This window comes from Chryseobacterium polytrichastri (assembly GCF_900142445.1).
Classification (GTDB): domain Bacteria; phylum Bacteroidota; class Bacteroidia; order Flavobacteriales; family Weeksellaceae; genus Chryseobacterium; species Chryseobacterium polytrichastri.
Map to the genome: position 1 here is coordinate 90,456 of NZ_FRAV01000002.1, position 13,905 is coordinate 104,360.

Annotated in this window: 14 protein-coding genes; 4 read left to right on the forward strand and 10 right to left on the reverse strand. The window is 31.9% G+C overall.

The window, feature by feature from the left end; genetic code table 11:
- Positions 1 to 92 precede the first annotated feature (92 nt).
- Positions 93 to 905: a siderophore-interacting protein gene (locus BUB80_RS01695; protein ID WP_073290321.1), complete on the forward strand. Its 813-nt coding sequence runs from the start codon at positions 93 to 95 to the stop codon at positions 903 to 905.
- A gap of 293 nt (positions 906 to 1,198) precedes the next feature.
- Here the strand turns inward: BUB80_RS01695 and BUB80_RS01700 are convergent, their stop codons facing one another.
- Positions 1,199 to 2,653 (reverse strand): sigma 54-interacting transcriptional regulator, encoded by a 1,455-nt coding sequence (locus BUB80_RS01700; RefSeq protein WP_073290322.1) that lies wholly within the window; start codon positions 2,651 to 2,653, stop codon positions 1,199 to 1,201.
- A gap of 163 nt (positions 2,654 to 2,816) precedes the next feature.
- A complete protein-coding gene (locus tag BUB80_RS01705) occupies positions 2,817 to 3,959 on the reverse strand; it encodes a vWA domain-containing protein (protein ID WP_073290324.1) in 1,143 nt (380 codons plus the stop codon).
- A gap of 182 nt (positions 3,960 to 4,141) precedes the next feature.
- Between BUB80_RS01705 and BUB80_RS01715 the strand changes: the two genes are divergently transcribed.
- From BUB80_RS01715 to BUB80_RS01725, 3 genes are all read left to right on the forward strand, one after another.
- Complete coding sequence (locus tag BUB80_RS01715; RefSeq protein WP_073290328.1) at positions 4,142 to 4,579, forward strand: hypothetical protein; 438 nt, start codon at positions 4,142 to 4,144, stop codon at positions 4,577 to 4,579.
- A gap of 93 nt (positions 4,580 to 4,672) precedes the next feature.
- On the forward strand, positions 4,673 to 5,218 hold the full coding sequence (locus BUB80_RS01720) for a hypothetical protein (protein WP_073290531.1): 546 nt from the start codon (positions 4,673 to 4,675) through the stop codon (positions 5,216 to 5,218).
- A gap of 101 nt (positions 5,219 to 5,319) precedes the next feature.
- Entirely contained in the window at positions 5,320 to 6,024 is a 705-nt protein-coding gene (locus BUB80_RS01725) for a class I SAM-dependent methyltransferase (RefSeq protein WP_073290330.1), read from the forward strand.
- 275 nt (positions 6,025 to 6,299) lie between these two features.
- Here the strand turns inward: BUB80_RS01725 and BUB80_RS01730 are convergent, their stop codons facing one another.
- From BUB80_RS01730 to BUB80_RS01770, 8 genes are all read right to left on the reverse strand, one after another.
- On the reverse strand, positions 6,300 to 6,995 hold the full coding sequence (locus BUB80_RS01730) for a hypothetical protein (RefSeq protein WP_139262481.1): 696 nt from the start codon (positions 6,993 to 6,995) through the stop codon (positions 6,300 to 6,302).
- 24 nt (positions 6,996 to 7,019) lie between these two features.
- A complete protein-coding gene (gene metG / locus BUB80_RS01735) occupies positions 7,020 to 9,056 on the reverse strand; it encodes a methionine--tRNA ligase (RefSeq protein ID WP_073290334.1) in 2,037 nt (678 codons plus the stop codon).
- Between the two features lie 1,119 nt (positions 9,057 to 10,175).
- Positions 10,176 to 10,481: a carboxypeptidase-like regulatory domain-containing protein gene (locus BUB80_RS01745; RefSeq protein WP_139262483.1), complete on the reverse strand. Its 306-nt coding sequence runs from the start codon at positions 10,479 to 10,481 to the stop codon at positions 10,176 to 10,178.
- A 151-nt stretch (positions 10,482 to 10,632) separates the two neighbouring features.
- A complete protein-coding gene (locus tag BUB80_RS01750; RefSeq protein WP_073290340.1) occupies positions 10,633 to 10,980 on the reverse strand; it encodes a hypothetical protein in 348 nt (115 codons plus the stop codon).
- A 261-nt stretch (positions 10,981 to 11,241) separates the two neighbouring features.
- A complete protein-coding gene (locus BUB80_RS01755; protein ID WP_073290342.1) occupies positions 11,242 to 11,577 on the reverse strand; it encodes a carboxypeptidase-like regulatory domain-containing protein in 336 nt (111 codons plus the stop codon).
- On the reverse strand, positions 11,574 to 12,026 hold the full coding sequence (locus tag BUB80_RS01760) for a hypothetical protein (RefSeq protein ID WP_073290344.1): 453 nt from the start codon (positions 12,024 to 12,026) through the stop codon (positions 11,574 to 11,576). The genes BUB80_RS01755 and BUB80_RS01760 overlap by 4 nt, the downstream gene beginning before the upstream one ends.
- 7 nt (positions 12,027 to 12,033) lie before the next feature.
- Positions 12,034 to 12,381, reverse strand: a complete 348-nt coding sequence (locus BUB80_RS01765; RefSeq protein WP_073290346.1) for a peptidase associated/transthyretin-like domain-containing protein — start codon at positions 12,379 to 12,381, stop codon at positions 12,034 to 12,036.
- Positions 12,378 to 13,904 (reverse strand): hypothetical protein, encoded by a 1,527-nt coding sequence (locus BUB80_RS01770; RefSeq protein WP_073290348.1) that lies wholly within the window; start codon positions 13,902 to 13,904, stop codon positions 12,378 to 12,380. Before BUB80_RS01770 ends, BUB80_RS01765 begins: the two co-directional genes overlap by 4 nt.
- Position 13,905 lies beyond the last annotated feature (1 nt).

Here is a 13,905-nt window from a genome sequence, read left to right on the forward strand (position 1 = left end):
ATTGTCTTAATTTAAATCTAATATATCACACATCCGGCTTCTTTACTTTCATAGAGAAGTCGGTTTATTAATTTTTAAAAAAACTTTCAGTTATGGCTACAAATTCAATAGGGCAGATTGTTGCTGAGGTAACAAGAAAAGAATATATCACAGAACATTATATCAGAGTGTATTTATATTCTACAGATATTCTACAGTTTAAAAATACAACCATTGGAGATAACAATAAAATTGCAGTTCCTCCAAAAGGATTGAATGAGATTCATTTCCCGACGTTAGATGAAAACCATCAATGGATTCATCCGTCAAAAGAAGTAGCACCAAGCGTAAGAACATATACGCATCGTGGAATTGATCTCGAGAAAAATGAAATCTTTATTGATTTTGTAGACCACGGCGATGGCGGACCAGCCTCAAGATGGGTGAGAGAAGCAGAAGTAGGTTCTAAATTAGGTGTGATGATGCGCGCTGAAGGAAAAGAGCTCTATCCTCAGGCAGATTGGTACTTTTTAATTGGCGACGGAACAGCAATTCCTGTATTGAGCGCCATTTTGGAAACGCTTCCGGAGACTGCAAAAGGAGTGTGTATCATTGAAGTTCATGGAAAAGGAGACGAACAAGTGCTGGAAACAAAAGCAGATATTACATTTATCTGGGTTCACAATCCGGAACCTCATGTGAAAAGTGAGTTGGCCCAAGTGGTTAAAACCATTAAAATTTCTGAAACCTCAAAATTCGGATATGTGGCGGCAGAATTTTCAAGTGTAAAAGAAATTCGTTCTTATTTGAGAAAAGAAAAAAGCTGGACACAACAGGAATTATACGCCTATTCTTACTGGAAAGCCGGAGTCGCAGAAAATGAATCTCAGGCGGATAGGCAGAAGGAAAAAGAGATTGTGGAATAATAGATATTCTAGACTTATATATATTAAAAGAACCTCAGATATGATTTTCTGAGGTTCTTTATTTTTCTGAAATATTTAAACTTTTTATTTTAACCACAAAAGGAACAAAAGATTAACACATTATTTATTTAAGTTGATTATAAACTGTAAATAAGAACACATAAGTTTTAAAAAAATCTTTGATTTTTACTCTTTTGCAACCTTTTGTTTTCAAAAAATAATTAAACTTTAATAGTACACTAAAAGCTTTTGCTTCTTTTGTGGTTAATTTCCAATTTAGATTAAGCCTACTTCTAATTTCTCAAAAACTGTCCAATTCCTGTAGAATCGAACGTGAAAGTATTTTGATTTTCAGCTTTGTCTAATTTTTTACTGATGGTTAAGGCCCATAAAACTAATTCTTTGCAGAAGTTTTGATCTTCGATACTTAATTCTGAAGTATTTTCTTCAACAACTTCTACCAAAGGCTTGATGTTGTTGAGTTTGCTGTAGAATTCTTCATCAGTATCGGTGTAATTAAGTTCAAGGTGGTTCTTATTAAACCATTTAATTAAATCGGTGTACGGATTTTTTATTCCGTCTTTTTCCAGTTTAGAGATACGGGGGAAAATGTTTTCAAATTGTATCATGACCGCTTTGTCAATCAGTATTTTCGCTACATAATCTGCACCTTCCTGTTCACCCTCATATACCAATTCAATTTTTCCTGTTATTGATGGAATAATCGATAAGAAATCAAGCAAACGAACCGTAGTTTTTTCTGCATCTGATTCGATTAATCTTAATTTGGCTGCAGCGACTAAATTTTCCATTGCACTGATGGTAAGTCTTGCACTTACGCCACTTTTCGCATCAACATATTCGCTGTCACGGGCTACAAAAGCAACCTGCTCTAAAAGATCTTTTGCTAAATTAGGAATCTGTATCTGTGATTTATCTTGAGTTGAAATGGCAGCTTCCTGTTCCGTAATTTGTCGGGCCAAAGCAATTGTTTTGGGATAGTGGGTGAAAATTTGTGATCCAATTCTGTCTTTCAATGGCGTAACAATACTTCCACGATTTGTATAATCTTCCGGATTTGCTGTAAATACAAACTGAATATCAAGAGGCATTCTCAACTGAAATCCACGAATCTGAATATCACCTTCCTGCAAAATATTAAACAAAGAAACCTGAATTCTTGCCTGTAAATCTGGTAATTCATTCAATACAAATATAGAACGGTTAGCACGAGGAATCATTCCATAATGTAAAACACGTTCGTCGGAATAGGGGAGTTTTAACGTCGCTGCTTTAATAGGATCGATATCACCAATTAAATCTGCAACGTTTACATCAGGAGTTGCTAGTTTCTCAAAGAAACGATTGGAGCGGTGTACCCATGAAATAGGAGTTGCATCACCATGTTCGGCGATAAGATCTCTTGCATATTTTGAGATAGGCTGAAACGGACTATCATTGATTTCAGAACCTTTTACGATCGGCATATATTCATCAAGAAGGCTTACCATACTTCTTGCAATTCTTGTTTTTGCCTGTCCACGCAATCCTAATAAATTAATGTGATGCCCTGCAAGAATCGCTTTTTTCAATTGTGGAACCACCGAATCTTCATAACCCCAAAGTCCTTTAAATACGGGCTCTTTGGCTTTAATCTTTGCAATTAAATTGGCCTGAATTTCTTCATTAATAGTTTTATCTTGGTATCCTGATTTTTTTAATTCTTTGAATGTAATATCGTTTTTCATTTTCTTTTTTATTATTTCTAATGAATGGATGGGGGAAGGTTGATGTTTACTATTTGTTGTTTGTTCCCGTACCCCGGGTTGTACCCGAGGCTATTATTGTTGAACCACTTCGTGGTTCATTGTGTTAATTTCGGGCTTTAAATTTCCCATATCCAGCCTTTATTTAAATTCTCTTTATTCTGTTTTTTTCGTAATCTTCAAAAATCATTTCTCCCAAACCGGATAAACCTGTTAAGAATGCTTTCCCTTGATTTTGAGCTGTAAATGCATTCACAAACTGACGAAGATAAGGATCCTGTGCAATCATGAAAGTGGTGATTGGGATTTTAAGTTTTCTTGCCTCTGCTGCTTTGTTGAGACATTGGTTGACGATTCTTTGATCTAAGCCTACACTATTCATGTAAAATTCTCCTGTGGGAAGCTTGATACAACTTGGTTTTCCATCGGTGATCATAAAGATCTGCTTATTGGTATTTCTTTTTCTGCGAAGAATATCCATTGCCAATTCCAAGCCTGCAACAGTGTTGGTATGATAGGGACCGACTTGTAAGTAGGGAAGGTCTTTGATTTTGATGGGCCACGCTTCGTTTCCAAAAACAATAATATCAATAGAATCTTTGGGGTATTTTCGTTTGATGAGTTCCACCAATGCCATCGCTACTTTTTTGGCCGGTGTGATACGATCTTCACCATATAAGATCATCGAGTGACTGATGTCGATCATCAAAACGGTACTCATTTGCGCTTTATGCTTGGTTTCCTCTACGATAAGGTCGTCTTCTGTAAGACGTAAATCTGAAATTCCGTTATTGATCTGAGCGTTTTTTAAGCTTTCAGTCATATTCACCGCAGAAAGATCATCTCCATATTGGAAATTACGGTTTTCACCATCCCGTTCATCACCAACGCCTGTTTTTGTGGTGCGATGATTTCCTACACCACTTTTTTTGAGCTTCCCAAAAATTTGATCTAAGGCATATTCACGTAAAGCAGCTTCCAATTTGGCGGTTAGGATGTTTTTTCCTTTTCCTGAACCTGAGTTGCCGTCTTTAGAATCTTCTTCCTCCTTAATGTATCCGCGTTTTTTTAAGTCGGCTTCAAAATCTTCAAGAGAATATTCATCATTGAAAATGTTGTATTCTTTATCCAACATATCAAGCCATTCAAAAGCTTCTTCAATATCCCCGGAAGTATGCGTCAGTAAATCTTTGAAAACATCAAATACCCGATCAAAATGCGATATGTCTTCCGGAATGTGTTTACTGAAAGTATATCCTTTTTGAAAATTAAAATCTTTATTTGTCATAAGATGTTGATGCTGTTTAAAAGATACAAGTTATGGAAATATTTTTGCAAGAGGAGGGTGGGGAAAATAGAAAATACTAATGATGGTGATAAGAATGAGAGTATAACATTCATAAAATATTCCATGAACTACACTCAAAGAATAAGACTATATTTGATGGCTATACAAGGAAAAATTAAATAATGAAAATTGGTTTAACTTCTGATACTCCAAGTGCCAAGTGGTGTTGGGTAAGTGAAATAGGAGATGAGCTCTATGCTTTTGAGCAGGATGTCCTTTTAAAATATACGGATAAGCTTAACTTTGAATTATGGGTGTGTTTTCGTTGTCTTCCTAAAGCCTATGAATGGAAACCAAAAAGAAGATTTTATAAGGATGAGAATGCACTGGGAATGGATCTGTTAATTGAAGAAGAAACAATCCGTCCTTTTGTAGATGGCAGATATCATCCGTTATCCAAAGATGAACAACGGCTCATCATGGGCGAAATTTTTTATAATTTTTTGATAGAAACGTTCAAAAGGTATAAAAATAAAGTTCCTGGAATTGCTGAATATGGTGAGGAATTGATTAAAGATACCCATATATGGGCTATTAAAAATAAATGGCTTGAGCTTTAAACTATTCAATGGTCTGATGAGATGAGAGATGTATCATATAACAGTAATGAAAATTTTAATTAATTATATTTGTAAACAATAAACATATCAATGATGAAAAAAATAGTATTTCTGGCTTCCGCTGTTCTGATATTAAATTCTTGTGTAGTATCTACTGCTGCAAAAGTGGTAAAAGGAGCTGTAAATGTAAGCTACAAAGCTGTAAAAGGAACCGTTAACGGAATCAGCTGGGCTGTTCGTAAAGCCAACGGGAAAATTGATGAAGACCGTCTGGACGGCACTTGGAAAGTAGTAGGAGTGTACCGTGGTTCTTTTGAAGACTTCACTAAAGATCAAAATCCTGAAAGTTCATTTACATCAGAATGTACAGATAGTTTCGATCAGATTATTTTTAAGGCTAAAAAATCTAAATTTCAACCCGTTCATTGCAGTTCTGAGAAAGAAGATTGGGTAAAATATTCTTTAGAATTCGGGAAAAATCCGATCACGAAAGAAAAGGAAAATTATATAGAATATAATTCCAATAATTATATCTCTGTGATTGATGTTAATAATAAAACGATGGTTCTGGAAGGAAATTTAATGCCTAAATTGGCATTTTCTGGTGCTAAATTATATCTTTTAGAAAAGGTTAAATAAGTTTTATTTTACCTGCAAAAGGTAAAAAAGCCCTCAAAGTAAAAGGTTGTCTTTTATTTTTCCCGCGTAAAACCCTTATATTTGCCTCATTAAAATAAGGCATGAAAGATTTAATGGGTAGAGCGATCTGGGATTATTTTCACAATGAAAATCCTGAAGATCTGCAGACTGAAACTTCAATTTCTGAACTGGATGAACTTCCTGTAGAATATCTTTTCAGAGATTTTGAAGAGATGAATGAAATTGAACAAAAAGCGTTGGAATTATCTCAAGGAAAAGTTTTGGATATTGGAGCAGGAGCAGGTTCGCACGCATTGTATCTTCAAAATGAAAGAAATCTTGAGGTGCTGGCTTTAGATGTTTCTCCCAAATCTGTTGAGGTTTGTCAGTTAAGAGGGATCAAAAATGCAGTGTGTGAAAACATGCTTGATTTTTCAGGTCAGACTTTTGACACCATCTTATTATTGATGAATGGAACCGGAATTTTTGAAAGCCTATTGACCATTGACAAGTACCTTCAAAAATTACATTCATTAGTGAATGAAAACGGACAAATCCTTATCGACAGCACTGATATTTTATATATGTTTGACCGCGATGATGATGGTGGAGTTTTAATTCCGGCGACAGGATATTATGGAGAGTTAGATTATATCGTTCATTACAAAGGGGAATCAGAAGAGCCTATAAAATGGTTGTATCTTGATTTTAATACCTTGCAAAACGCTGCCGAAAACAATGGTTTCAACATTGAAAAAGTGATGCAGGATGAAGATGCTTATTTAGCAAAATTGACTAAAAAATAGTCATTGCGAGAAACGAAGTGACGAAGCAATCTCAACTTAAAAACTATGTTTAAACTTAACTTTTTTTAAACTCTTAATAGAAGCTTAATGGTTAAGAAATTTGAAACATTAAGATTTATTTAAGTTGTAAAGATTATTAAGAGATTGCTTCGTCGTTTCACTCCTCGCAATGAAAGATAAAAATAAGAAAGACGCATAAATCTATGCGTCTTTCTTTATTTAAAATATTGAAGATTATCCCGTTCCAACATTAGAAATTTAATATTGGATATATATTATAATTTAGTAAATCTCAATAAAAAATAACTTGAAAATAATCCCTGATAATTGATGAAAATTAATATGAGCATAGCAATTGCAAGAATTACAGGGAAAATGAATGATTGAGCTCTGTATTCAAGTCTTTTAGGCATCATGAGAACCCATATTATAATTAAAATTAATGGACCTAAAATTAAAGGAAGAATTTCGGGACTATATCTCGAAGAGTTTGAAAACCCATTTTCCATTAAAAATTTGTAAGTAAAATATTGAAAAGGAATATAGATAATTCCGAACAAAAAGGTAAAGATTGCTGAAGCGTATTTTTTTAGTTTTATAAAATTTAGGCTTAACAAAAAAGCACTATAAAACGTTCCCAAAAACATACTTGAACTCAAGAGTAATGCTCTTGAATACAATCTAACAGCAGATGAATCTGTTGTAATATGATCTTTCCAATCTTCAATCTCTTCGTTCTTTTTTACTTCTTCAGCCTCTTTTTTATTTTGAATGATATTCTGAATACGTACTTTTTCTTCATTTGTAAAATCCCGACCTTTTTCGTGAAGAACTTCAAAAGCCATTTGAACAGCTTCGGGAGTAAAACGGTTGCCTTCTTTTACATATTTTTCTAATTCGCTAGTGGTGAGTTTTCGTAAGACGTTTCTGTTGACCATAATGATAATAAAAAATGGGCATGAAATGCCCATTTTATGTATAGTTTACATTAGAAATTATCCAATCTCAATACCGTTTTCAACATGAGAATCATCTGGAGTTACGAAAGATAACTTACCGTCTGGTTTTGTTGTTAATAGCAACATTCCCTGAGATTCAATTCCTCTGATTTTTCTTGGAGCAAGGTTTAATAAAATCATAACCTGCTTTCCGATAATTTCTTCCGGAGTGAAACTTTCTGCAATCCCTGAAACTACTGTTCTTACGTCAACACCAGTATCAACAGTCAATTTTAATAATTTATCAGCTTTCTCAACTTTTTCAGCTTCAATAATAGTAGCTGTTCTTAAATCGATTTTCGTGAAATCATCAAAAGTTATTTCCTCTTTCATAGGATTTGCGTTAGGGTTTGTTTTTTTATTGTTTTGTTTTGTATCCTCTAATTTTTGAATCTGAGCTTCGATTACATCGTCCTCGATTTTATTAAATAAAAGAGGTGCTTCTTCAATTTTATGACCAATTTCAATATGAATTTCAGAGTTTTGTATATCGCTCCAATTTTTCTTTTCAATATTAAAATATCCAAATAATTTATCGGCAGTAAATGGCATAAATGGTTCGCATAATTGAGCTGTTACCGCTGCAATTTGTGCTCCAACAAACATTGCTTGACCTGCAACATTAATATCATCTTTTATTGTTTTCCATGGTTCAGCATTTTGAAGATATAAGTTACCGTAATCTACTAAGGCCATAAATGCATTTAATGCATTTCTAAACTCATACTTCTCTAAATAATTTTGTACATCATTTACTGCAGTATTTATAGCATTCCTACTTTCATCATCTAAAATACCATTAGGCACTTTACCTTCAAAATTTTTATTTGTAAAAGAAATAACTCTATTAATGAAGTTTCCGAATTTATTTACTAATTCTGAATTATTTTTAGTCTGGAAATCTTTCCAAGTAAAATTATTATCCTTTGTTTCAGGAGCAGAAGAAAGTAAGGCATATCTTAATACATCTTGCTGTCCAGGGAAATCCTGAACATATTCATGTGCCCAAACTGCCCAGTTTCTTGAGGTTGAAATTTTATCGTTTTCAAGATTCAGGAATTCAAAAGCCGGAACATTGGTTGGCATGATATAATCTCCGTGAGCCTTCATCATCGCAGGAAAAATAATACAGTGGAATACAATATTATCTTTTCCGATAAAGTGAACTAAATCACTGTTTTCGCTTTGCCAGTAATCTTTCCAGTCTTTTCCGTTTTTCGCAGCCCATTCTTTAGTGAAAGAAATATATCCAATAGGAGCATCAAACCAAACATATAGTACTTTTCCGTCCGCATTTGGAAGTGGAACAGGAACTCCCCAGTTTAGATCTCTGGTCATTGCACGCGGTTTTAACCCATCGTTTAACCAAGACTTAACCTGTCCGTAAACGTTAGGTTTCCAATCGTCTTTATGACCTTCAATAATCCATTCATTAAGGAAATCTTCATATTCGTTTAATGGAAGATACCAGTTTTTCGTTTCTTTAAGAATCGGAACATTTCCGCTTAACATTGATTTTGGATTGATCAATTCTGATGGAGAAAGGGTAGAACCACATTTCTCGCACTGATCTCCATACGCATTTTCGTTTCCACAATTAGGGCAAGTTCCAACGATATATCGGTCAGCTAAAAATTCATTAGCCTGCTCATCAAAATACTGCTCAGAAACTTCTTCTGTAAATTTCCCTTTTTCGTAAAGAACTTTAAAGAAATCCTGACTCGTGTCATGATGATTTTTAGAAGTTGTTCTGGAATATTCATCAAAAGAGATCCCAAGATCTGAGAACGATTTTTTGATGATCTCGTGGTATTTGTCTACAATATCTTGTGGAGTAACTCCTTCTTTTTTTGCTCTGATGGTGATAGGAATTCCGTGCTCATCTGAACCACAGATAAACGCTACATCTTTTCCTGATCTTCTCTGAAATCTTGCGTAAACATCCGCAGGAATATAAACACCTGCCAAATGTCCTATATGAACCGGTCCGTTTGCATAAGGCAAAGCTGCCGTAATCATCTTTCTGTTTGACATTTATAGTAAAATTTTATCTGCAAAGATAAGAATTATCTCCCGAAAACTGTTGTTGGTCTACATTTAAAGTTAAAGTTTTACCATGAGATGATGCGTATTATTTTAATGCTCATTACGTTGGTGTGTAGTAAAAACAGATTTTGTTGAGCTTCCTATCAATTTACAAAATCATTTGAAAGGTTTCACCCAAAATGATCATTTTAAAATAAATAGCTTAAGAGTCTCTAAATAACATAATAATTAAAAAGGAAATAATGAAGTAACAAATGAAAGGGTATATAATGTATTTTCTATTTTGCTTTTTAAAAAATGTTATTACTGCATCTACCAATAAACCTATGAATATAAGAGGTATTCCAACAAACATTGTTGGTAACATCTTCGGATTACCTAAGCAAGATCTATGATTCTCAATAAAAATTTGACCATAGGCGCAAAACCCAAATAAAATAATTGAAATAATAAAAATTCTTTATTGTAATAATTTGTTATATCTAAATTTTTATCTTTTATTTCTTGTGGAGAATATTCGAAATTTATAGAAATATCTATTGTTTCTGTATTCTCATTAATCAATTTAATTTTCTTCAAATGAGTCTCAACAAATTCTTGCGTTTGTAAAGTTTGATTATGATGGGATGAAGAACTCCATAACGATTTTAATAAGAAAAGATAGAGGATAGATGAGATCATAAAAAATAGTAGGGATATTCCTATTTTTCTTTTAAAATTCCATTTAGTTATGCTAATTAACAGAATGATAAGGATTACAAAAATGATGAAATATATGTTCATAGTACATTGAGATAATTATCAATATTTTATTTTTTTCAAATAGAAAATATGTCCATTAAAACATTTTCCATTAGGCTTACATCCATATTTGGCAAGGGTGTCTATTTTATATCCTTCTTTTGTAACAATTAGATGTCCACATTCTGAAAATGAAAATTAACCTTCTTGATTTGTGTTTGTTTTATTAACTGAATTTCTTAAATCTTGGATTTGCGCATTCTGTATGGGCGTTTTATTTTCCAGATCATATATGTACCCGTATTGTTTAGAACAAGTGCTAAAGCTAAATAGGAGAATTGAAAAGCAAATTATTTTCACTTGGATTTAATGTGTAGATTTTAATTTTATTGTGTCAACTTTTTTTGTTCCTGTTGTGAAGCCATGCCTAGTTCCGTCTACTAATTTATAATTTGAATAGCCTAGCTTTGAAAACTCTAGTAAATATTCTCTCGATCGACCTTCTAAAGATATTACATTATATCCCTCCTTGATCATAGTAAAGGTATATTTACCTGAGTCATCTGTTTTGGTTTTCTCTTCACGACTTTCACCGGAATATTTTACGATGACATTTGGAATCGCTTTATTACTAATAGAATCTAAAACATAGCCACTTATATGAGGTCTCATAACTGCTTTTCTACAAGAGATATCGAGGCTTACAATAATAATTATAAATGCTGATTTTTTAATCGTGCTCTCATTTTTATTGATTGATAGTAATGTATCATTATTAAATATCAACAAATAAAAGCTTGATTTATAATGATTCTACAATATGCTAGAATTTCTTTAAAAATATTGAATCCCTTTTGTAAGTGTCATTTGTGCTACCATAAATTTCGATAGTATCAGTTATGTATCCTTCTTTTTTCAAAAAAATTAAAATTGCTAGATTACGAGATTCCAATCCAAGGCTTAATTGAGTTAATTTATCTACTTTAAAGTAGCCTTTTGTAGAAGTTTTAGTTAGAATAACATTTTTACCATCTAATAATTGAGTTATTTCTACATTGTTGATTGGTGCTTTGGTACTAAAATCATATACATAACATTCCATACTTATTCTTTGTGTATCTTTTGCACATGATAAAATAGTAAACGTTAATAGAAAGAGTAATTTTTTCATCGTAATCCAATTTTTGATAATGATAATGTATCATTATTTAATATTAACAAACAAAGTATCTTTCTTGCCTTCAAGAAATGAATAATTAACTTTTTAACCATGTTGTGTCCATATTGTTTTCAATGTATCAATTGGTTTATTGTGACTTTCCCCGATATATGGAATAGTCTAAAGTAGAGGGGTTTATATTTTCTGACTATTATTGATGAATTCATCTGGTATTAAATTCCATTTCATAAATAAACTTTACAGATTATTTATTTAAAAAATAGAATCTCTATCTTTCTTTTTTAACATGTATATAATATCTCCTTTAAATAATTCTTTTTGCCTTTCTCCATTTTGAATTTGGATAGAAGAGATAGTATCTGTGTGATATAAATCTTTTTGAAAAACTAAAGTAGAAGAAATGTTATTGTTTTTTTGTATTTTAAAATGTCCTTTTTTATCTGTAATAGTTTTAAAATCAGTGGATAAATCTAAAATTTGCACTCCTAATATTGGCTTTTTAGTAATACCATCATATATATATCCTTCGTAATGTTTTGATTTACAGCCCGTAAATAATATTATAATAAATAACAGTAATAATTTCATGATATTTCAATTTTTGTTAACCATAATAAGCTTAATACATCTTTTTCAGCTGCTATACTTCTTAGGAAATAATTAGGTTGTTTATGTTCATCTCCTAAAACATTACTATTGTAATAGGGCATTAAATCGATTTCGCCATTCATTGGTAATTCCGGAGCATCATTTTTTGTATGCTGGTCAAATGAATAAACTTCAGAACTTCCTTTGTGTCCATAAGAATATTCGGTTCCACCATAAGATTTTAATCTTTCATGTCCTAATTCATTAGCAGATGTATCTTTGAAATTTAAATCTGCTATGTCACTTTTTCGATAATGCCAACCTTTAGTTATATCATTTTTTGAATCTGGATAATATGTATAGCCAACTTTATAATATAATTCTCTATGCAATTCCCAGTTATAGGAACGATTAACGTTTATAAAATAAATTGGATTTGATGCTATCATTCCTTTTTCATCTTGAATATATTCTACTCATATATAAAGTATCATGATTTTCCCCCACAAATCTATATTTTATTTTTTCACCATTCTGTGACCATACAGTAACAACAGTATCTGTTTTGTAGTTTTTGAGAATAAAAATAAGATCTCCTAGGGATTCAGTATCATTGTTGATTTTAAAAAAGCCGTTTTTATCACTTGATGTTGATTTATAATTAGTTTTAAAGTTTTCTTTTATATATACTTGACTGAGAGGTTTATTTGAAGTTTTATCATATATATATCCACTATAAAAATCTGATGATTTAGAACAGCTTAGAAATAATAAAATAATTGATATAAAGACTATTTTTCTCATTTTATACTAATTTTAGTTAACCAAATTAATCCTAGAACATCCTTTTCTGATACTACAATTCTCTTCCTTTCACTATAATCTAACCAATCTGTATAATAAGGCATTAGATCAATTTCACCCGTTTTTGGATAAGGAATTGCATTTGAATTTTCATATTGAAAAACGGGATTTACTGTTTCCTTGTGACCATAAGAATAAATTGTTCCACCGTATTTTTTTATTATTTCATGGCCTATTTCATGTGCAGAAGTCTCTTTAAACTCAATATCTTCATTAGATTCATCTCTATATCTCCAATTATTTTTTTTATAAAACTCATACCATTCTAATGAATAAATATAACCGATATTGTAACATATAGCTTGTCTTGAAAAAATGTTTCCCCCAATCGTTAAAGGATCTTTTATAGATCCGGGGTTACCAGATCGCATCCAATTCCCATTTGTATTATATACCAATTCTATTGTTCCTATTGTATTCTTATTGCTTTGTATAGAATTTAAATAAAATTCATAAGATTCTCTAATGATTTTTAAATCTTTTGCAACAGCATGATTTTGATTTCTTCCCCAATGATAATTTAATCCTTCTATTGAAAGTTTTTCTAAGTCCTTATAAGTTCGTGTTCTATATTTTATTGGTTCCTTTCCCCATTTTGAAATTACTTTTTTAGGTACCTTTTCCCAATCATATTTAATCTCATATTCCTTAGCAGGGTATGTAGATGATACCGGACCAACATGTTGACCAAGCCCTTCTTCTCCACCATCTTTTAAGTTTACACGTAAAGTTGTATCTATTCTTTTATTTTTTTTATCAATCTTTACATCTACCCAATTTACCTCGCTATAATTTGTCGTAAATTCTACTTCTTTGGTTTTTTCTTTGCCATTTTTTTTAGCAACAATCACGGCTTTTAGTTTCTTATTATCAAACTTAGTACTGTCATAGATTTCATTATTATCAAAACCGTCCCAAAAGATTACATACGAGCCTATTTTTGTATAATCGCCCGACATAATATTATAAGGATCAAAAACGCTTTTCCAATCCCATGCTTTTTTGGGTTGTAGAGGATCGTTTTTGGGCTTCTTTTTCATCAGATCTTGTGCTAATAAGGGTATCTGTCTTGATGGAACTACTACTTCAGGTAAATTTTTCACAGCATACAATGTACTGCCATCTTCATTTAAAATTTTAAAATCTAATGAGTCTATATTGCCTAACATGAGTGAATAGTCGAAAACAAAATGAGCATTTTCATAATTACCTTTAAAATCTAAGATACCAAAAGGAACAACAGTAGAGTAGGCTTTGTCTCTTTTTAGTGAAAGCTTGATTTCAAAGTCATCATTTACCTCACTACCTTTTCTCTCAAAGTTATTATAAATTATTCCATTTTCATTTCCTTTTTCTCGAATTTCACCAGCGGCATTGGAAACAATATGTCCCTCAGTAGACATATTGTGGTCTCCATGAGTAATTTTTACATATTTTCCTTTTACAATTCTTATTCTGGACATG

Excerpts from the sequence above, each read along its gene's own strand:
- BUB80_RS01695 (WP_073290321.1), top strand. The coding sequence starts at position 93 with ATGGCTACAAATTCAATAGGGCAGATTGTTGCTGAGGTAACAAGAAAA.
- BUB80_RS01700 (WP_073290322.1), bottom strand. The coding sequence starts at position 2,653 with ATGAAAAACGATATTACATTCAAAGAATTAAAAAAATCAGGATACCAA.
- BUB80_RS01705 (WP_073290324.1), bottom strand. The coding sequence starts at position 3,959 with ATGACAAATAAAGATTTTAATTTTCAAAAAGGATATACTTTCAGTAAA.
- BUB80_RS01715 (WP_073290328.1), top strand. The coding sequence starts at position 4,142 with ATGAAAATTGGTTTAACTTCTGATACTCCAAGTGCCAAGTGGTGTTGG.
- BUB80_RS01720 (WP_073290531.1), top strand. The coding sequence starts at position 4,673 with ATGAAAAAAATAGTATTTCTGGCTTCCGCTGTTCTGATATTAAATTCT.
- BUB80_RS01725 (WP_073290330.1), top strand. The coding sequence starts at position 5,320 with ATGAAAGATTTAATGGGTAGAGCGATCTGGGATTATTTTCACAATGAA.
- BUB80_RS01730 (WP_139262481.1), bottom strand. The coding sequence starts at position 6,995 with ATGGGCATTTCATGCCCATTTTTTATTATCATTATGGTCAACAGAAAC.
- metG (WP_073290334.1), bottom strand. The coding sequence starts at position 9,056 with ATGTCAAACAGAAAGATGATTACGGCAGCTTTGCCTTATGCAAACGGA.
- BUB80_RS01745 (WP_139262483.1), bottom strand. The coding sequence starts at position 10,481 with ATGAGACCTCATATAAGTGGCTATGTTTTAGATTCTATTAGTAATAAA.
- BUB80_RS01750 (WP_073290340.1), bottom strand. The coding sequence starts at position 10,980 with ATGAAAAAATTACTCTTTCTATTAACGTTTACTATTTTATCATGTGCA.
- BUB80_RS01755 (WP_073290342.1), bottom strand. The coding sequence starts at position 11,577 with ATGAAATTATTACTGTTATTTATTATAATATTATTTACGGGCTGTAAA.
- BUB80_RS01760 (WP_073290344.1), bottom strand. The coding sequence starts at position 12,026 with ATGATAGCATCAAATCCAATTTATTTTATAAACGTTAATCGTTCCTAT.
- BUB80_RS01765 (WP_073290346.1), bottom strand. The coding sequence starts at position 12,381 with ATGAGAAAAATAGTCTTTATATCAATTATTTTATTATTTCTAAGCTGT.
- BUB80_RS01770 (WP_073290348.1), bottom strand. The coding sequence starts at position 13,904 with ATGTCCAGAATAAGAATTGTAAAAGGAAAATATGTAAAAATTACTCAT.